General features: G+C 32.5%; 19 protein-coding genes. 11 read left to right on the forward strand and 8 right to left on the reverse strand.

Annotation, left to right across the window (positions count from 1 at the left end):
* Positions 1-34: 34 nt before the first annotated feature.
* The 6 genes from ACKTST_RS02580 to miaB form a co-directional block, all read right to left on the reverse strand.
* A complete protein-coding gene (locus ACKTST_RS02580) occupies positions 35-310 on the reverse strand; it encodes a co-chaperone GroES (protein WP_299107720.1) in 276 nt (91 codons plus the stop codon).
* Positions 311-472: 162 nt separating this feature from the next.
* Complete coding sequence (gene secG / locus ACKTST_RS02585) at positions 473-817, reverse strand: preprotein translocase subunit SecG (protein ID WP_408046237.1); 345 nt, start codon at positions 815-817, stop codon at positions 473-475.
* The gene (locus ACKTST_RS02590) at positions 818-1558 is read right to left on the reverse strand and encodes a hypothetical protein (protein ID WP_408046238.1); all 741 of its coding nucleotides are present in this window, start codon (positions 1556-1558) and stop codon (positions 818-820) included.
* Positions 1559-1564: 6 nt separating this feature from the next.
* On the reverse strand, positions 1565-2071 hold the full coding sequence (locus ACKTST_RS02595) for an LptE family protein (protein ID WP_408046239.1): 507 nt from the start codon (positions 2069-2071) through the stop codon (positions 1565-1567).
* A gap of 36 nt (positions 2072-2107) precedes the next feature.
* Positions 2108-3340: a sigma-54 interaction domain-containing protein gene (locus ACKTST_RS02600; RefSeq protein WP_408046240.1), complete on the reverse strand. Its 1233-nt coding sequence runs from the start codon at positions 3338-3340 to the stop codon at positions 2108-2110.
* 81 nt (positions 3341-3421) lie between these two features.
* A complete protein-coding gene (gene miaB, locus ACKTST_RS02605; RefSeq protein WP_408046241.1) occupies positions 3422-4876 on the reverse strand; it encodes a tRNA (N6-isopentenyl adenosine(37)-C2)-methylthiotransferase MiaB in 1455 nt (484 codons plus the stop codon).
* Between the two features lie 199 nt (positions 4877-5075).
* Here miaB and topA point away from each other — a divergent pair, with 199 nt between their 5' ends.
* The 7 genes from topA (at position 5076) to ACKTST_RS02640 (ending at position 14525) form a co-directional block, all read left to right on the forward strand.
* On the forward strand, positions 5076-7559 hold the full coding sequence (topA, locus tag ACKTST_RS02610; RefSeq protein ID WP_408046242.1) for a type I DNA topoisomerase: 2484 nt from the start codon (positions 5076-5078) through the stop codon (positions 7557-7559).
* Positions 7560-7618: 59 nt separating this feature from the next.
* Positions 7619-8779 carry a formimidoylglutamase gene (locus ACKTST_RS02615; protein WP_408046243.1) on the forward strand — a complete coding sequence of 387 codons (1161 nt, stop codon included), beginning with the start codon at positions 7619-7621 and terminating at the stop codon, positions 8777-8779.
* 99 nt (positions 8780-8878) lie between these two features.
* Positions 8879-10252, forward strand: a complete 1374-nt coding sequence (gene porK, locus ACKTST_RS02620) for a T9SS ring complex lipoprotein PorK/GldK (RefSeq protein ID WP_408046244.1) — start codon at positions 8879-8881, stop codon at positions 10250-10252.
* A 49-nt stretch (positions 10253-10301) separates the two neighbouring features.
* A complete protein-coding gene (gene porL / locus ACKTST_RS02625) occupies positions 10302-10940 on the forward strand; it encodes a type IX secretion system motor protein PorL/GldL (protein WP_408046245.1) in 639 nt (212 codons plus the stop codon).
* Positions 10941-10983: 43 nt separating this feature from the next.
* Entirely contained in the window at positions 10984-12519 is a 1536-nt protein-coding gene (gene porM / locus ACKTST_RS02630) for a type IX secretion system motor protein PorM/GldM (protein WP_408046246.1), read from the forward strand.
* Between the two features lie 19 nt (positions 12520-12538).
* Positions 12539-13399 carry a type IX secretion system ring subunit PorN/GldN gene (gene porN, locus ACKTST_RS02635; RefSeq protein ID WP_408046247.1) on the forward strand — a complete coding sequence of 287 codons (861 nt, stop codon included), beginning with the start codon at positions 12539-12541 and terminating at the stop codon, positions 13397-13399.
* Positions 13400-13475: 76 nt separating this feature from the next.
* Complete coding sequence (locus ACKTST_RS02640) at positions 13476-14525, forward strand: NAD(P)/FAD-dependent oxidoreductase (RefSeq protein ID WP_408046248.1); 1050 nt, start codon at positions 13476-13478, stop codon at positions 14523-14525.
* Here the strand turns inward: ACKTST_RS02640 and ACKTST_RS02645 are convergent, their stop codons facing one another.
* Positions 14526-14816 carry a DUF983 domain-containing protein gene (locus tag ACKTST_RS02645; RefSeq protein ID WP_408046249.1) on the reverse strand — a complete coding sequence of 97 codons (291 nt, stop codon included), beginning with the start codon at positions 14814-14816 and terminating at the stop codon, positions 14526-14528.
* Positions 14817-15041: 225 nt separating this feature from the next.
* Between ACKTST_RS02645 and ACKTST_RS02650 the strand changes: the two genes are divergently transcribed.
* Complete coding sequence (locus ACKTST_RS02650; RefSeq protein ID WP_408046250.1) at positions 15042-16958, forward strand: ABC-F family ATP-binding cassette domain-containing protein; 1917 nt, start codon at positions 15042-15044, stop codon at positions 16956-16958.
* Between the two features lie 72 nt (positions 16959-17030).
* On the opposite strand, the gene ACKTST_RS02655 is transcribed toward ACKTST_RS02650, so the two are convergent.
* A complete protein-coding gene (locus ACKTST_RS02655) occupies positions 17031-17654 on the reverse strand; it encodes a hypothetical protein (protein WP_408046251.1) in 624 nt (207 codons plus the stop codon).
* A 182-nt stretch (positions 17655-17836) separates the two neighbouring features.
* Between ACKTST_RS02655 and ACKTST_RS02660 the strand changes: the two genes are divergently transcribed.
* From ACKTST_RS02660 to ACKTST_RS02670, 3 genes are read left to right on the forward strand one after another with little or no spacing between them, the layout of a single operon-like run.
* Complete coding sequence (locus ACKTST_RS02660) at positions 17837-18679, forward strand: winged helix-turn-helix domain-containing protein (RefSeq protein WP_408046252.1); 843 nt, start codon at positions 17837-17839, stop codon at positions 18677-18679.
* Positions 18680-18710: 31 nt separating this feature from the next.
* On the forward strand, positions 18711-19652 hold the full coding sequence (locus ACKTST_RS02665; protein ID WP_408046253.1) for a 1-aminocyclopropane-1-carboxylate deaminase/D-cysteine desulfhydrase: 942 nt from the start codon (positions 18711-18713) through the stop codon (positions 19650-19652).
* The gene (locus tag ACKTST_RS02670) at positions 19652-20443 is read left to right on the forward strand and encodes a glucosaminidase domain-containing protein (protein ID WP_408046254.1); all 792 of its coding nucleotides are present in this window, start codon (positions 19652-19654) and stop codon (positions 20441-20443) included. Before ACKTST_RS02665 ends, ACKTST_RS02670 begins: the two co-directional genes overlap by 1 nt.
* The last annotated feature ends 8 nt before the right edge of the window (positions 20444-20451 follow it).

The raw sequence follows: 20451 nt of genomic DNA on the forward strand, positions 1-20451 counted from the left end.
TTTGTTCTAAGTTTTTTATTGTTTTGTTAATGAATTAAACGATTGCCATGATATCAGACTCACGCATCATTAAGTAGTCTTTTCCTTCAAGTTTTAATTCAGTACCAGAGTATTTTCCGTATAAAACAGTATCGCCCACTTTTACAGTTAAAGGCTCATCTTTTTTACCATTACCTACGGCAACAACAGTTCCTTTTTGTGGTTTTTCTTTAGCGTTATCAGGAATGATAATTCCAGAAGCGGTAGTAGTTTCTGCTGCAGCTGGTTCTACTAGAACTCTATCTGCTAAAGGTTTAATGTTTAATCCCATTTTATATATTTTGATTGATTAAATTAATTTTTATCTGTTTAATTTTTGACAGAAATTATGCCATTAGAGTATTGCTGCCAATTTTTCAAGTAGTTTAAATTAAATTCAAAAAAAATGCCAACGTGTCATTTACGTTGGCATTTTAATATTGTTTCTTTAAAACTACTGAGCGCTATCTTTAGCTGTTTCAGTTGCTGCTGGTGTAGCAGGAGTTGAAGTAGTTTCAATATTGTTTAATGTGTCATCTAACTGAGGTGCATCAGCTGCGTTACCTCTTGGAATAGCGAAGTTTGCTAATAAAATTAAAGCAAACATAGTAATAGCTAACGTCCAAGTTGTACGATCTAAGAAGTTGTTTGTGTTTTGTACACCTCCGATGTTTTGAGCACCACCACCTCCGAATGATGAAGATAATCCTCCACCTTTAGGATTTTGAACCATTACAATTAAGATTAATGCTATTGCAACAATCAATATTAAAACTAAAAGTAAAGTATACGTTGTCATCTATTTATTGTTTTGTAAAATTTGTATTCTTTTAATTTGGTCTGCAAAGAAACCACTTTTTTCTGGATATTTCAAACTTAAAATTTTATAAGCTTGAATTGCGCTATCATATTTTTTTTGCTCTAAGTAAACTTTAGCTAAAGTCTCGGTAGCTAACTGGTTGTTTTGCTCGCTTTCGTTGATTTTAATTTCTAAAGGAGCTGCTTTATTTGGGCGTGTAATTTTGGGTGCCGTTTCAATAAAACGATTAATAATAGCTTCGTGTTCTGATTTTGCTAAAGATTCTTCTACTTCTTTTTCAGAGGTTTCTTTTTCGGTTCTTACAATCGCTTTTTTTGAAGATAGTTGTAACCATTGATTGAATGAAAATGTTTCATTTTGTGTAAATGAAAGCGGTTTTCCAATTGCTAAATCGTCTTCGATAGTTTCAACTTCTGTTACTTTTTTCTTCGGAAGAATTTTGTCTTTTAAGCTAGTTTTTTCTTCCTTTTTAGGTATTTCTTTAAAAGCTTCCGAAGTAATAAAATCAAAAAGAACGGTTCTATCAGTTGTGTGTGCTGCCGTAATTTTTAATTCGTTGTTGTACTTATAGCTTTCTTGATGATTTAAAATTTTTAATCGCAATGCTTTTGCTGATTGCAAATAAGGATATTTTTTAATAATAGCTGTTAATTCTGCTTGATCTTCAATAGAGATCAATTCAGGGTTTTCTAATAGCTGTATGTATTTATTCGTATCCAAAAAAAGTTACCATTTTGCTACTGAAGCGTTAAAAATATCTTGGGTAATACGCTCAATAATTTCTTGTAAAGCAGTTTCTAAAACACCGCCAGTTAATTGTTGTGTAGCTCCGTAGTCGTAATAGAAAGAGAAACTTTTTTCGAAGTTGTCTTTTTCTTCTAAAGCGTTTACAAAATTTACATTCACAGTAACTGTTAAACGGTTTTGTGCCGCAGTTTGTTGTGCTGTAGCACTCATAGGAGTTATGCGATAATCGGTGATTTCACCCGAAAAATGCAAGTCTCCACCAGCTTTAACCAAGGTTAAATTGGTTTGACGTGTAAATAAATCTTGTAAGTCTTGCGTAAATTTTTGACTTAACGTAGGCTCTATTAACGGTGCTTGGTTTGGAAAGAAATCAACTTGAATAGTTTTTGCGTCTCCAGTATTCCCTCCCGTAAAAGAATAAGCCCCGCAACCAATAATAGTTGTTAAACCAATTAAAAGTGATAATGTATATAAAAGTTTTTTCATTAAAAGTAGAATGAGATGTAAAAATAAACAAATTGTTTACAAATCGTATTGTTTGATTTTTCTGTACAACGTTCGTTCTGAAATTCCTAATTCTTTAGCAGCAAGCTTACGTTTTCCGTTGTTTTTTTCAAGCGATTTTTTTATCATTTCAATTTCTTTGTCTTGTAACGATAAGCTTTCATCTTCTTCAATAGTTTCTGCGTAATCATAATCGTTTTGATTAGAAGATGATTTTGGTATTTGTACTACTTCAACGTTTGAAATTTCTGGTAAATCATGGTCTTGATAAATACGTTCTATCAATCGATGATTGTCTTCTTGTACTTGTTCAGAATCGCCATTTTGCATTAAATCGAGCGTTAACTTTTTTAAGTCGTTAATGTCATTTCGCATGTCGAATAAGATTTTATACATAATATCTCGTTCGTTAGCAAAATCTGACTGACTGTTTGATTTACTTCCGATTACAGCAGGTAAATTACTGCGGTTATTAGGTAAATACTGCGCTAATTTTTCTGGAGAAATCACTCTGTTTTCTTCAACTATTGATATTTGCTCAGCAATATTCTTTAACTGACGAATGTTACCTGGGTAACTGTAATTCAATAACAATTTCACAGCGTTTTCATCTAGTCTAATTGTTGGCATTCGGTATTTTTGAGCAAAATCTGCAGCAAATTTTCTAAATAATAAATGAATGTCTTCACCACGATCTCTAAGAGGTGGAAGTGAGATTTCTATTGTGCTTAAACGATAATATAAATCTTCACGGAATTTCTCTTTCGAAATCGCCTCTTGCATGTTTACATTCGTAGCGGCAACAATACGTACGTTTGTTTTTTGTACTTGTGACGACCCAACTTTTATAAACTCTCCGTTTTCTAAAACACGTAACAAACGAACCTGAGTTGTTAGTGGTAATTCACCAACTTCATCTAAAAAAATAGTTCCTCCATCTGCAACTTCAAAATATCCTTTTCTGGTTTGAGTTGCTCCTGTAAATGCTCCTTTTTCGTGACCGAATAATTCACTATCAATCGTTCCTTCAGGAATTGCACCACAGTTTACCGCAATGTATTTTGCGTGTTTTCTGTGCGATAATTGATGAATTATCTTCGGAATATTTTCTTTTCCAACACCGCTTTCACCAGTAACTAAAACCGAAATATCGGTAGGTGCAACTCGAATCGCTTTTTCAATTCCGCGATTTAATTGCATATCGTTACCAATAATGCCAAAACGTTGTTTTATAGCTTGTAAATTTTCCATTTCTTTCTTTAGAATAGAGAAAAAAGAATAGAGAGAGAAGATTGCGTCTTTTTCTTTTCTCTTGATTCTCTTTTCTAAAAATTAATTATTGTCAGAATATCCAACAGCGGTTCCTTTTAAGGTTGTAGAAGTACAATCTTCAATTTTAACGTTCACAAAATCGCCCATTTTATAATTTTCTTTAGGAAAAACTACTACGGTGTTTTGCGTGTTACGACCTTTCCACTCGTTAGGATTCTTTTTAGAAGTTCCTTCAATTAAAACTTCTTGAATTTGACCAAGATTTTCTTTGGTTCTATATAAACTATGCTCTTGCTGCAAGTCGATAATTTCTTGTAAACGACGCTTTTTAGTTTCTAAAGGTACATCGTCTTCCATCTTTTTAGCGGCTAAAGTTCCTGGTCTTTCAGAGTAGGCAAACATAAATCCGAAGCTATATTTTACATGCTCCATTAAGTCTAAGGTATCTTTATGATCTTGTTCTGTTTCTCCACAGAAACCAGCAATCATATCTTGACTCAAAGCCATTTCAGGAATTATTTTATAGATGTTATCAACCAATTCCATGTACTCTTCACGAGTATGTTGACGGTTCATCGCTTTTAACATGTTGTTACTTCCACTTTGAACAGGCAAGTGAATGTATTTACAAATGTTTTTATGTTTTGCCATTACATGGATTACGTCTAACGTCATATCTTGAGGGTTAGAAGTAGAAAAACGGAAACGCATTTTAGGGAACTCAGTAGCACACATGTCTAACAACTGAGCAAAATCTACTGCAGAAGCTTGCGCTAATTCAGAAGCTTTTTTGAAATCTTTCTTCAATCCGCCACCATACCATAAATATGAATCTACGTTTTGACCTAGTAAGGTAATTTCTTTGAAGTTTTTCTCTTGCATACTTCGGATTTCTTCAATAATACTCTTAGGGTCACGACTACGCTCACGACCACGAGTAAAAGGTACCACGCAGAATGTACACATATTGTCGCAACCACGTGTGATTGACACAAACGCCGAAACTCCGTTAGAATTTAAACGAACCGGAGAAACATCAGCATAGGTTTCTTCTTTTGATAAAATTACATTTACCGCATCACGACCAGCGTCAACTTCTTCAATTAAATTAGGTAAATCACGATAAGCATCAGGCCCTACTACTAAATCAACGATTTTCTCTTCTTCTAAAAATTTTTCTTTTAATCGTTCAGCCATACAACCTAACACACCCACTTTCATGGTTGGGTTAACCTTTTTAACAGCGTTGTATTTTTGCAGTCTGTTACGAACGGTGGTTTCTGCTTTTTCACGAATAGAGCAAGTGTTTACCAAAACTAAATCAGCATCTTCTAAGCTTTGAGTAGTGTTAAAACCTTGTTCTGCTAATATTGACGCCACAATTTCGCTATCGTTCATATTCATTTGACAACCATAACTTTCAATAAAAAGTTTTTTGTTGTTTCCTTCTTTGTGTTCAGTAACAAGGGCTTTTCCTTGTTGTTTCTCATCAATTATTTTTTCTACGTGTTCCATAAATCCTAAAAATCGTGCTAAATAGGGTGCAAATATACAACCAAAAAGTGTTATTTGTGACAAATTGACATGGATAGTTTTATTTAAAAAAAGGTAAAGTTTTTAGAAAAATGAATCATTAAAAAAAAACTATATACTTTTGCAAACTGAATTGTACCTATATTAATAAGGTATAAAAGAGAAAAGAGATATAAGACGTATGGCAAAAAATTTAGTAATAGTTGAGTCACCTGCTAAGGCTAAAACAATAGAGAAGTTTTTAGGGAAAGATTTTCAAGTTGAATCGAGTTTTGGACACATTGCAGACTTACCATCTAAAGAATTAGGGGTAAATGTTGATGGAGATTTTAAACCAAAATATATAGTTTCTACTGATAAGAAAGCGGTAGTAAAAAAACTAAAAGATTTAGCGAAGAAAGCAGAAACAGTGTGGTTAGCTTCCGATGAGGATCGTGAGGGAGAAGCTATAGCGTGGCACTTAGCAGAGCAATTAAAACTAAAAGAAGAAAATACCAAGCGTATTGTATTCAACTCAATTACCAAACAAGCTATTTTAAAGGCGATTGAAAATCCTCGTACAATTAATTATAACTTGGTTGATGCGCAGCAAGCACGACGTGTTTTAGATAGAATTGTAGGTTACGAATTGTCTCCAGTATTATGGAGAAAAGTTAAACCAGGGTTGTCGGCAGGTAGAGTGCAATCGGTAGCAGTACGTTTAATTGTTGAACGTGAGCGCGAAATTGAAGCTTTTGAAACGGAAGCCTCTTATAGGGTAGATGCTGAATTTGTAAATGCTGAAGGGAAAAAGTTTAAAGCAAAATTGGCTAAGAACTTTTCAACAAAAGAAGAAGCTGAGAAATTCTTAAACTCATGTGCTGATGCAGCATTTTCTGTAGCAGATTTGCAACAAAAACCAGCAAAAAAATCACCAGCACCACCATTTACAACATCAACTTTGCAACAGGAAGCCTCTAGAAAATTAGGTTTTCCAGTAGCAAAAACAATGATGATTGCACAGCGTTTATATGAAGCTGGATTGATAACTTATATGAGAACCGATAGTGTTAATTTATCTGACGATGCTAAAAATGCAGCACAAGAAGAAATTATCGCATCATACGGTGAAGAATATAGCAAGCCTAGAAATTTTGCAACCAAAACAAAAGGAGCACAAGAGGCGCACGAGGCGATTCGTCCTACAGATATGAAGCAGCATGAAGTTTCTGTAGATTATGATCAGGATAGATTGTATAGTTTGATATGGAAGCGTACGCTAGCTTCTCAAATGAGTGAAGCTCAGTTAGAGCGTACGGTTGTAAAAATTGATAATACCAAGAATAAAAAGCAGTTTACAGCCAACGGAGAGGTGATTACTTTTGAGGGGTTTTTAAAAGTTTACTTAGAGGGAACAGATAATGAAGATGAAGAGCAGGCAGGAATGTTGCCTAAAATGGTAGTAAATGAATCGTTAGTAAACGAACTAATTACTGCTACTGAACGATATACACGTCCACCAGCAAGATTTACTGAAGCTGCTTTGGTAAAACGATTAGAAGAATTGGGTATTGGTCGTCCGTCTACCTATGCGCCAACCATTTCAACGATTCAAAGAAGAGAATATGTAGAGAAGGGAACTGTTGAAGGTAAAGAAAGAAACTACATTCAGTTAAGTTTAGCAAATCAAATAGTTTCTGAACAAACATTGACTGAGCGAGTAGGTTCCGATAAAGGAAAATTAGTACCTACAGATATTGGAAATATTGTAAACGATTTCTTAGTAGAAAATTTTGATACAATTTTAGATTACGGATTTACAGCTAAAGTAGAAAATGAGTTTGATGACATTGCTGAAGGAAAAGAAGATTGGACGGCAATGATTAAAGACTTCTATACAAATTTCCATGTAGTTGTTGAAGATGTAGCTGAAAATGCTGAAAGAGCTAAAGGTGAAAGATTACTAGGAGTTGATCCAGAAAGTGGTAAAAATGTATATGTTCGTTTAGGACGTTACGGAGCTATGGTACAAATTGGTGAAGCTACTGATGATGAAAAACCACGTTTTGCAAGCCTACAAGGAGATCAAACAATGAATTCTATTACTTATGAAGAAGCGATGGATTTATTTAAGTTACCAAAAGTAGTTGGAAATTACGAAGGGAAAGAAGTAGAGGTGGCAAACGGTCGTTTTGGTCCTTATATTAAGTTTGATGGTAAATATGTTTCTTTAGATAAAGATGAAAATCCGATGTCGGTAGATATGGATAGAGCTATCGAGTTAATTGAAGCAAAACGTAAAGCAGATGCTCCTATTGGAGAATATGAGGGAATGCCAATTCAAAAAGGAGTTGGTCGTTTTGGGCCATTTATTAAATGGAATTCTATTTTTATCAACGTAAATAAAAAATACGACTTCGATAATTTAAGTCAGTCAGATTTAGAAGAATTAATCGAAGATAAAAAGCAAAAAGAACGCGAAAAATTAATTCACAATTTTGAAGAAGTTGGTATTCGTGTTGAAAAAGCTCGTTGGGGTCGTTTTAATGTTATTAAAGGTAAAATTAAGGTAGAATTACCTAAAACTACTGAGATAGAAAAGCTAACTCAAGAAGAAGCGGTTAAGATGATTGAGGCAAAAACCCCAAAAAAGAAAACAGCTAAGAAGAAAACTACCAAAAAGTAATAAAGCAGTTTTGATAAAAAATAGTTTACTATATTGCGACCATTAAATCCCCCGAAAAAATGAATATTGATTTCTTTACACCTATTGAAGAATCTGTAATAGCTCATGTAGTATTACAACCTTCTGATGTGTTGGGTAAAAAGATTCAACTTCATACTGCTCAAAACGGATTTCCAGATTTATCTGAAGTTTCAATTGCAATTTTAGGGGTAAAAGAAGGTAGAGGAGCTGTAGATAACTATGGTTGTGGAGACGAGCTTCAAGAAATCCGCAAGCACTTATATCAGTTGTTTCCTGGAAATTGGCACACTCAAATTGCTGATTTAGGTAATATAGAAAAAGGAAATACTATTGAAGATACTTATTTCGCAGTAAAATCATCAGTAGAGTTTTTACTAAAGAAGAATATTCTGCCTATTATTATTGGTGGAGGACAAGATATTACATACGCAAATTATAGAGCTTACGATAACTTAGAGCAAACAGTTAATTTAGTAACTGTTGATAGCCGATTTGATTTAGGTTCGTTAGAAGATGATTTGAGTTCAAAGTCATATGTTAGTAGAATTGTGATGGAAGAACCAAATAATTTGTTTAATTTTAGTAATATTGGTTATCAAACATATTTCAATTCTCAAGAAGAAATAAATCTTTTAGATAAGTTATATTTTGATGCTTACAGGTTAGGTGAAGTTAAAGATGTTACTTTAGTAGAGCCAATAATGAGAGATGCCGATGTTGTAAGTGTTGATGTAGGAAGTATTCGCCAAAGTGAAGCTCCTGCAAACAAAAATGCTTCACCAAATGGTTTCTACGGAGAAGAAATTTGTGCGATTGCTCGTTATGCTGGTATAAGTGATAAGGTAACTTCTTTTGGAGTTTATGAATATAATGCTAAATTAGATTCCAATAATCAAACAGCAAATTTAATAGCGCAAATGCTTTGGTATTTTATTGAGGGAGTTAACTCAAGAGCCAAAGATTATCCGTTTGTAACAAAAGAAAATTATCAAAAATTCACCGTACTTTTAAGTGACGATGATCCAATAAATTTTTACAAAAGTGATAAAAGTGGTCGTTGGTGGATGGAAATAAATTTAATATCGAATAATAAACACAAAAGACATGCGTTAATACCATGTAGCTATCGAGATTATGAATTAGCATTACAACAAAGAACTCCTGAAAGATGGTATAAAGCTTTACAAAAGCTTGTTTAAGAGTAATTTGTTTAATGTTTAAAAAATAATAATAACTCGTAATTGTTTTTTAATAAAAAAAATAATAGGTTTACGCCTCTTTTATAAGAAAGATATAATATGAAAAAAATAGCAATACTTGCATTATTGATGTCTATCATCTACTCTTGTGGTTCAAGTGGAGATAGAGGAGAGTTAGTAGGAGTAAAGTCTACAAGAAAATGGTTTGCTGAAAAACCTTACGGTATGGCAAAAATACCTGGAGGATCTTTTACTATGGGTAAACAAGATGAAGACCCAATGGGAGCTATGAATGCACCTACTAAAACAGTTACCGTTCAACCTTTTTATATGGATGAAACAGAAATTACTAATAGTGAGTATAAAGCATTTGTATTTTGGGTAAGAGATTCTGTAACAAGAACTAAGTTAGCTTATCAAGCTGAGTTTGCTTCTATGGGAGACGATCCTGCTGCTTCAGGTAGACCTGATGGAATTCAGTTATATGCTTTCGCATCAAAAGATACTGTGAACGAAAGTGCTTATGAAAAGTACATGCGTGAAAACTATTACGAATTAGGTGAAGGTTTAGATTCTATTAAGCCTTTAAATTGGCAAGAGGACATTATTTGGGAAGCTTCTGAATATCCAGATGCTGATTATGTTGAGGTAATGGATTCATTATACATCAAAAAAGATGAAGCATTAAACGGAATCAGAACTTTTAATACAAAATTATTAAACTATAGATATTACTGGTTTGATAATGAAGCTGCTGCTAAGACAGGTAAAAATAGAAGGGATTTCTTGAAAAATGAAGTGATTAATGTGTATCCAGATACCACAGTTTGGATTAAAGATTTCAATTATTCATACAATGATCCAATGCACCAAGAATATTTTGCTCACAAAGCTTACGAAAACTATCCAGTAGTTGGTGTAACTTGGAACCAAGCAAAAGCATTTTGTCACTGGAGAACTCAAACGAAAAATAACTTCCAACGTTCAAAAAGAAAGTTAGGTTTAGTACCTTCTTTCAGATTACCAACAGAAGCTGAGTGGGAGTACGCTGCTCGTGGAGGTTTAGATTATGCAAAATACCCTTGGGGTGGTCCAAGTACTACTAGTGATAGAGGTTGTTTCTTAGCTAACTTTAAACCAGTACGTGGAGATTATGCAGCTGATGGTGCGTTATATACAGTAGAGGCAATGTCGTATAATCCTAATGAATACGGATTGTTTAACATGGCAGGTAACGTTTCAGAATGGACGAATACAGCATACAACCAAATGTCTTACTACATGGGGTCTACAATGAATCCTAACGTAGAAATTAAGGAAAACAGAAGAAAAATTATCCGTGGTGGTTCTTGGAAAGATGTAGCGTACTTTTTAGAAGTAAGTTCTCGTGACTGGGAGTATGCAGATACTGCAAGAAGTTATATTGGATTTAGAACAGTACAAGATTACCTAGGTACTAATAAAAGTAATTAATTAACAAAACAAGAATAAATATTAATCCCCAAATTAAAAATTAAGAATTATGGCACAATCAAAATCAACAAAGAAATTATTTAACATGGCTTACGGTTTAGGAGCCGCTGTAGTAATTTTAGGAGCGTTATTTAAAATCTTACACTGGCCTTTTGGTAACGAAATGTTAATTATAGGTATGATTACAGAAGCAGTAGTATTCGCATTATCTGCATTTGAAGCTGTAGAAGAAGATTTAGATTGGACTAAAGTATATCCTGAGTTAGCTGATGGACAATCATTAGGTAAAAAAGGTAAAGAAGCTACACCAGCTGAAGCTCAGTCATTATTATCTCAAAAATTAGATGATATCTTAAAAGAAGCTAAGTTAGATGCACAATTAGTATCTAGATTAGGAACAAGTATTAAAGATTTTCAAGGAGCTGTAGAGCCTTTAGCATCAGCTTCTCAATCAATTTCAGCTACAAATAGCTATAACGAGCAAATGTCTAGAGCAGCTGCTCAAATGGAATCATTAAATAGTTTATACCAAACACAAGTAGAAAACGCTAGCAAACAAGCTGATTTAAACTCTGCAATGGTAGAAAATTCTCAACGCTTACAAGAGCAAATGCAATCGTTAGCTACGAATTTATCTTCTTTAAATGGAGTTTATGGTGGAATGTTATCTGCAATGTCTAACAAATAATTAATTAGTTTATCTAATTTATTAACTAAACAAACTAATTAATATGGCAGGAGGAAAACTATCACCAAGGCAGAAGATGATTAACCTTATGTACTTAGTATTCATTGCAATGTTAGCAATGAATATGAGTAAAGAGGTATTATCAGCCTTTGGTTTAATGAACGAAAAATTAACTGAAGCTAATACAAAAGCTACAGAAAAAAATACGCAAGCTTACCAAACTTTAGCACAAAAAGCTGCAGAACAAGCTAAGCAATACGGTGAAGCCAAAGAGAAAACTGATAAGTTAAAAGTAGCTGCAGATGAATTATACGCTTATATTGGTGATTTAAAGTCTCAAATGACTGGAGATTTAAAAGATCCTAAGGCATATGAAACAATGGATAAATCTAAGTTTTTAGACGAATTATTCTTTAAAGGAGGTAAAATTACTGAAGCAGGTAAAGAATTTGTTGCTAAAATTGATGGATTTAGAAATGAAGCAATGGCAGCTTTGGAAGGTACTGAATTAGCTGGAGTGATTGCATCTCGTTTCAGTACTGATAAAGAAGAAAATAAAGATGGTAAAAAAATAGACTGGTTAAAATATAACTACGAAGGTTTCCCATTAGTAGCATCTTTAACAAAGTTAACTCAAATTCAAGCAGATATTAAAGCGACTGAATCTGATGCTTTATCAGCGTTATTACAAGGTGAGTTAGAAAGTGCTGTTTCGATGACTAAGTACGAAGCTATGGTAGTTTTCGATAAAGGAGCATATTATCCAGGAGAAAATTTATCAGGTAGAGTAATTTTAGGAAAAAAAGATCCTAATTTAACTGCAGAAAAGGTAATTATCAACGGAGAAGAAATAGCTGCCGATAAAATTCAAGCAGGGCAAGTTATTTTAGATACTCCAGTAGGAAATGTCGGAGATAAAGAATTAAAAGGAGAATTTCAGTTTAAAGAAGGTGATTCTATCGTAAAGATAGATATTACTGGAGGTTATGCAGTAATTCCAAGACCAAACGAAGCATTAGTTTCTGCTGATAAAATGAACGTTGTTTACCGTGGTTTATCTAACCCATTAACAATTTCTATTCCAGGTGTACCAGGTAATAAAGTTACTGCTAAAGCACCAGGTTTACGTAGGGTTAAAGGAGATAGTTATGTAATGAATCCTGGTAAAGGTAGCGAAGTAAACATTGTGGTTACAGGTACTCCAACAGGAGCAGACAAAGGAGTTCGTTCTGTTAAGAAATTCAGAATTAAAGATATACCACCAGCAATGGGTATGGTAAGAGGTCAATTTGGTACCGTAAAAATGCCTAAAGCTAGTGTTGGAAGAATTAGCGTTGCAGCAGGTTTACCAGATTTCTTATTCGATTTAAAATTAAATGTATCTAGCTTTAAAATAAAAGTACCTGGGCAAGTTGCTATTCCAGTTAGTGGAACTACTATGAATGCAAGAGCAAAGGCAGCTATAAATAAAGCAAGAAGAAATGATCAAATTACAATATTTGATATTAAAGCATCAGTTTCAGGTTCTAATTACCAACTGAAAAAGGTGTTGCCTGTTATTGTAGAAATTACAAATTAATAAGTAAAAACAAGAAAGTATGAATTGGAAGCGTTTTTATATGGTTTTATTCGCAGTTGCGGCTACAAGCTATGCAAGTGCACAAGCTAACCTTTTAAATGCTAAAAAGGTAGAGAGTATTGGATTTAAATCTGAAGCCCAAATAGCTTCAGAAGACGATAAACCACTTCCTTATGGCTATATTAGTGATAGAGATGTGTTATGGTCTAAAGTGGTGTGGGAATATGTAGATTTAAATCAAAAAATAAATCTTCCTTATTACTATCCAATTGATACTACAAATGCAGGATTAACAAGACGTTCTTTATTTGATACCTTATTAAAAGGTATTAAAAATGGTGAGATAAAAGAAGTATATAACGACTCTTATTTCACTACTAAAATAGGAATGGAAGAGGTTAAATTGATGACTTTTAATGAACGTCAAAACGGAGATTATGTAGATCCTTATTATGTTCAATCTCAAGATATCAGAGGTTATTTATTAAAAGGATTATGGTATTTTGATAAGCGTCAAGGTGAATTAAAATATCGTTTGTTAGCTTTAGCTCCAATGGGACCAGATGTACAGGTTATGGGGGTTGAAGAAATTGATGATACTGAAAATGTTTACGAGTTATTTTGGGTATTCTTCCCAGATGCTAGAGAAACATTACACAATTCAAAAGTATTTAACCCAGAAAATTCTGCGCAACCATTATCGTATGATAATTTGTTAAATGCAAGACGTTTTAATTCTACAATTCTTAAGGAAGAAAATATCTACGGAGATAGAGCTATTGAAGATTATGTTCGTGGTAACTCTTTGTTCCAATTATTAGAAGCTAATAGAATTAAAGAAGGTATTCGTAACCGTGAAATGGATATGTGGAATTATTAATATTCCCTTTTCAATACAAACAAAAAGAGCTTGCATTGCAAGCTCTTTTTTGTTGTAATAATAGTATTTTTGAAGGATGATTAAAGAGGTAGATTATATTATAGTTGGTCTAGGTTTATCGGGCATAGCTTTTGTTGAACAATTAGTAGAAAACAATAAGAGTTTTGTTGTTTTTGAGAACAATTCTCAGGTATCTTCAGTTGTTGCTGGTGGAGTTTATAATCCTGTTATTTTAAAACGATTCACTCCTGTTTGGGATGGTCACGAGCAATTGCTAAAAGCAATTCCTTTTTATAAGAAACTTGAAAAAAAGCTGAATTTACCACTAGATTATAGTTTTACTACTAAAAAAGTATTTACAAGTATAGGAGATGAAAACAATTGGTTTATAGCGTCAGATAAACCTATGCTAAGTCACTATATGAATCCGAAAATTCAAAAAGAGAAGATAGATGGAGTTATTGGTGATTTCGGTTTTGGCGTATTAACAGGAACAGGAAGAGTTGATACTCCATTGTTAGTTACAGCTTATAAAGAGTATTGTATCTCACAAGGTAATCTTATTGAAGAAGCTTTTAATTATGTTGATTTAATTCTAGATGAAGGTTCAGTTCATTATAAAAATGTTAGCGCAAAAAAGATTGTTTTTAGTGAAGGTTTTGGGCTGAAGAAGAATCCTTTTTTTAATTATTTACCGCTAAACGGAACAAAAGGAGAAACCATTACAATTCATGCACCTGAATTAAAAATTGATTTCTTACTTAAAGGAAGTGTTTTTGTAATGCCTTTAGGAGAAGATAACTACAAAGTAGGAGCAACGTTTAATTGGACTGATAAAACGTCAATTCCAACAGAAGAAGGAAAGAAAGAGTTAGAAGATAAACTGCAAAAACTAATATCAGTTCCTTATACGGTGATAGAACAAGCTGCAGGAATACGACCTACTGTAAAAGATAGACGACCGCTAGTTGGAGTACATCCAAAACATGCTCAATTAGCTGTTCTAAACGGTTTAGGAACACGTGGGGTTATGGTTGCACCAACTGTAGCAGAAAGTCTATTTAATCACCTTGAAAAAGGAGAAAAACTAGACAAAGAAATAGATATTAAAAGGTTTATAGATTAGCTACTTTTCAGATTGTAATTTTTTTGCATCCTTATCGTAACCAACAAATAGGTTAATCCATATAATTCTAGAAAGGCGAATGCTTATTGGAGTTAGTAGAAGTGATACAACAACAATGCTAATAAAGCTATGTAAAATACTTAACCCAATAAATACCTTAGCAATAATAAAAATAGCAACAAATAAAGCTACGGCAATAGCGTAGTTAACATACATAGCACCAAAGAAAAATGAAGGTTCCATCATGTATTTTAAATTGCATTTTGGGCAATTATCATGTAACGTTGTCATTTTTTTAGGATTGAAATTTAGTTTGTACTTAAAAAATTCACCTTCATGACAACGAGGACATTTATTGTTAAAAATGCTATATAGTTTACTCCCTTTCCAAAACATATCTTAGGTATATTAATGTAATTTGCTAGCTGCTTTTTGTAAGTTTGCACAAATTTCAACAAAAATAAAGCAGTATTTTGTAACCAGAGTTACAAAGTCTTAATAATTTCAATAAAGTTTATGTTAAACGTACACGATTTATCAGTTTCTTTTATGGGAACAGACTTGTTTTCAGGAATCACTTTTAAATTAATTAAAGGAGATAGAATAGGATTGATAGGAAAAAATGGAGCAGGAAAATCTACCTTATTAAAAGTACTTGCAAAAGATATTGAAAGTAGTGGCGGAACCTTAGCTTTTGATAAAGAGGTACGCATTGGTTTTTTACGTCAAGATATAGATTTCGATTACGGAAGAACTATTTTAGAAGAAGCATATCAGGCGTTTACTGAAATTAAAGAAATTGAATTAGAGCTCGATGAAATCAATCAACAATTAGCTGAAAGAACCGATTATGAAAGCGAAGCATACAATCAATTAATTGTCGATTTAAATGAAAAAACTGAACGTTATGAGTTATTAGGCGGATATAATTACCAAGGAGAAACTGAAAAAATTTTACAAGGACTTGGATTTAAAAGAGAAGATTTTGATAAGTTAACCGATACCTTTTCCGGAGGTTGGCGTATGCGTATAGAACTAGCAAAGCTTCTTCTTCAGAATAACGATATTTTATTACTCGATGAGCCTACGAACCACTTAGATATCGAATCGATTATTTGGTTAGAAAACTTTTTAAAGAATTTCGCGGGTGCTATTGTGTTGGTTTCACACGATAAAATGTTTTTAGATAATGTAACCAACCGAACTATTGAAATATCTCTTGGTCAAATTTACGATTATAAAAAGCCGTATTCAGAGTTTTTAAAGCTGAGAGCTGAAATCAAAGAAAAGCAACTGCAAACACAAAAAAATCAGCAAAAAGAAATTGAACATACCGAAAAGCTGATTGAAAAATTCCGCGCAAAAGCAAGTAAAGCTGCTATGGCGCAATCGCTGATTAAAAAACTGGAAAAAGTTGAGCGTATTGAGGTAGATCAAGATGATAATGCCGTAATGAATGTTCGTTTTGAAATTTCAAAAGAACCAGGAAAAATTATTGTTGAAGCTGAAAACTTATCGAAGAGCTATGGAGAAAAAGAAGTGTTAAAAGATGTCGATTTATTGATTGAGCGCAACAGTAGAATTGCTTTTGTTGGGCAAAACGGACAAGGTAAATCTACCTTAGCAAAAATGATGGTGGGTGAAATTCCGTTTGAAGGAAACTTAAAACTCGGTCATAATGTTGAAATAGGATATTTTGCTCAAAATCAATCCGAAGAATTACCACCAGAAAAAACAGTGCTGGAAATTATGGAAGATGCTGCTAATGATACCAACCGTTTAAAGGTAAGAGACATGTTAGGTGCCTTTTTATTTGGTGGAGAAGCGGTAGATAAGAAAGCAAAAGTACTTTCAGGAGGAGAAAGAAATCGATTGGCATTGTGTAAACTGTTATTATCACCCTTTAATGTGTTAATAATGGATGAGCCTACCAACCACTTAGATATTGCTTCAAAAAATGTATTAAAAAAAGCATTGCAAAATTTTGATGGAACTTTAATCGTAGTATCTCACGACCGTGATTTTTTACAAGGTTTAACTACTACTGTGTATGGGTTTAAAGATCGTGTGATAAAAGAATATTTGGGAGATATTGATTATTTCTTAGAGCAGCATCAAATAGAAAATTTACGAGAAGCTGAAAAAAGAACAGTGGTTAAAGATGAAAAAGACACCTCTAAAAAAGAAGCCTATAAATTATCTAAAGAGCAAGAAAAGGAACTTAAAAAATTAAAGAATAGACTTAATAAAATAGAAAACCAAATTGCCGATTTAGAAGCTGAAATTGAGCAAATAGATTTAGAATTGGCTCAGAATTATGCAGAGGTTTCAGAACGACCAAACTTTTTTGAAAATTACAAAGCTAAAAAAGCAACCTTAGACGAACTTATAGAAGAATGGGAACTAGTTGAAGAACAGGTTTCAAGTTATTAAAAGAAATAAAAAAACTGTTAGAGATATTATATCTAACAGCTTTTTTTATTATAATTATATTGTTAGTTTTTATTATTCAACTTCTTTTTTAAACTTCAATCTCCCATTATAATCATCCCAATTAATTGATTTTTCGTGTCTAATACTAATTACTTTTCCATCAATTTTGGTTTCACCATCTTCAGTAATAGTAACGTATAAATCTGGAGAGAATATCTTCATTAATAAAGAGCTATTCTTTTCAATTTTAGGTAAAATTTCAAGAACTGTTGTTTTTCCTTCAATAATTTCAAAAGTTAGTTCGTCTATATTAAAAAAAGCAGCTTTTTGTAATACTTTTTTTACACTTAAACCACCTTTATATTTAAAACCAATGCATGTAATAGTATATGTGCCAGGTTTTAATTTAATTTCTTTTGACGTTCCGTATCTTGTCATGTGAGGTATGTCAAAATTTATAAAACGTTTGTTTGTTAGAGTGGTTACAAATTGGTTTTCTGAAATTCCCCATTCTAAAGCTCCACTTTCCAACTGTTTTAAAACTTTCTTCTTTAATTTAATATCAGAAATAAAAGGTTTCAAATCTACTATAAGAGTTCCTTCTGCTTCTTGTGAAAAAGCAGTGTGATTGTTAAAACTTATTAAAGTTATAAATAAGAAAAATACTGAAAGTTTAATTTTTTTGTAAGTTTTCATTAATCTATGATGTTAAATATTGTTTACTGATGAAAACAAATATAAAAAGTTTTTTCAATGGAAACCATTTTGTTTTTAGGGAGTTAAGTTTAATTTAAAGGGGTTTAAAATGTCAAAAAAGTGTAAAAGAAGTGTCAACTACGATGTAGATGTATTTAAAAAGTGTGTAATTTGCAGGTTATATGAGTAAGAGATTCGTTTTATATATAGGTGTTTTTATTGTAGCGTTGCAGCTAACTTCATGTAGTTTTCAAAATGATTTTACTGAAAAAGCTAAGGTGTCGTTGCGTAATGTAGGTCATGAATTATTGTTGATAAACCAAGATTCAACATCATTAGTGTTACCTGTTAAAGAACTCACTAAAAATAAATTTCAAATCTCTTTTCAAGATTCGTTACAAATACAACCTGATAGCTTAATGTTGGTAGCGAAAAGAAATTTCATCAAAGCTAAATTACCTCGAGATTACAGAATTGAAGTAAAAGATTGTGGACATAATGAAGTTGTGTACAGTTATGAAATGAAACGTAGCGAAGAAAATGCAATTGTTCCTTGTAAAGGTAGATTATTACCTGCCAATTGTTATTTTTTAGAAGTTCAATTTTTAGAAAAAGAAGAAAGTAATCCTTTTGTTTTCTACGGATTATTCTTACTTATTTTTATTGTTAGTATCCTAGCTTTTTTTAGGAAAAGAAAGAATAATGAATCAGAAGTAATACCGACAAATAATTCTTTAAACCTAGGGATATATAAGTTTTATCCTGAGCAAAATAAATTGATAAAAGAAGCAGTTGAAATTCCGTTGTCAAACAAAGAGTGTGAGTTATTAGCATTATTTACAAATCAACCCAATGAAGTAATTAAAAGAGAAGAGTTAATGAAGAAAATTTGGGAAGATAACGGAGTGGTAGTAGGTAGAAGTTTAGATACTTATGTGTCCAAACTCCGTAAAAAATTAAAAGACGATTCTTCAATAAAAATCACCAATATTCACGGGGTAGGTTATAAGTTAGAAATAGATTAAAACTTTATTTTTGTAGCGTTATTTTAATTCTATGCTTTTTCAATTAGAGATACCCAAACCGATAAATCAGCAGATTCAACTTCCTGTTTTAAAAGAAAAAGGAATTGAGTTGTGGATAAAACGAGAAGACACAATTCACTCATTTGTATCGGGAAATAAATTCAGAAAATTAAAATACAATATAGCTGCTGCTAAGAAAGAAAATAAAGACACGTTACTAACTTTTGGTGGAGCTTTTTCTAATCACATTGCAGCAACTGCAGCAGCGGGAAAAATAGCAGGATTTAAAACAATCGGAATTATTAGAGGTGATGAATTGGAAAAGAATTTAGAAGCTACTTTAGCTCAAAATACAACACTTCGTCATGCTTCTGAAAACGGAATGCATTTCAAATTTGTATCAAGAGAAACGTATCGAAGCAAAACTTCCGAAGAATTTATTACTCAATTACAAAAAGAATTTGGTGATTTTTATTTAGTTCCTGAAGGAGGAACGAATAGTTTAGCGGTTAAAGGATGCGAAGAAATCATAACTTCCGAAGATGAAAAATTCGATTATATTTGTTGTGCTGTTGGTACTGGCGGAACCATATCAGGATTGATAAATTCAGCTGAAAATCATCAACAAATAATAGGATTTCCAGCGTTAAAAGGTGATTTTTTAACAGCAGAAATTCAGCAATTTGTTAAAAGGAATGATAATTGGAGGTTACAAACTGAGTTTCATTTTGATGGTTATGCAAAATATACTTCCGAACTTATTCGTTTTATCAATGAGTTTAAAGAGCAAACAACTGTTCCGTTAGATCCTATTTATACAGGAAAAATGATGTTTGGAATTGTAAAAATGATTGAGAATAATCAATTTAAAAGTGGGAGTAAAATTTTAGCAATTCATACAGGTGGTTTACAAGGAATTGAAGGGGTAAATCAGAAATTAAAAAATAAAAATCAAGAATTAATACACGTTTAATGAGGTTAAATTCAGTTTTAGTTGTAGTAAGTGCGTTGCTTTTGGTAAGCTGTGGTTCTAATAAAAATGTAGTGAACAGAGCTCCGAGAGAAGTAGTAATAGAAGAAAAGCAAGAAGAAAAACCAGAAGTTTTTCAGCTAGAGCAAGTTCAGAGAAAAACAACAACGACAACGAATAATACTGAAGATTATATTTTAAAATTCGCACCTATTGCGGTTAAAAAAATGCACGAGCATAACATACCTGCAAGTATAACTTTAGCACAAGGTATTTTAGAATCGGGTAGTGGAAGAAGTCCGTTAGCAATTCGTTCTAATAATCACTTCGGAATAAAATGCCATAAAGGTTGGCAAGGAAACAGTGTAACGCACGATGATGATGAAAAAGGCGAGTGTTTTAGAAAATATAAATACCCTGAATCATCTTACGAAGATCATTCTCAATTTTTATTAACTCGTAGTCGATATGCGAGTTTGTTTAGATTACGTCATACCGATTATAAAGGGTGGGCATACGGACTAAAAAAAGCGGGGTATGCTACTGATAGAAAATATCCTCAAAAATTAATTTCGTTAATTCATAAATACGAGTTGCATAAGTACGATCGTATTCCTAAAAGAGGAAGTAATATTGATGATAAAAAAGTATCTGAAACCTATTATACAGTTCAAAAAGGAGATACGTTATATTCTATTGCAAGAAAACATAATATAACGGTAAAAGAAATAAAACAAGCCAATGGTTTGGTAGATAATACGATAAGTATTGGACAAGATTTGGTTATAAAATAAAAGAAGGA

It is taken from the genome of Tenacibaculum crassostreae (genome assembly GCF_964512405.1).
GTDB classification, from domain to species: Bacteria; Bacteroidota; Bacteroidia; order Flavobacteriales; family Flavobacteriaceae; genus Polaribacter; species Polaribacter crassostreae.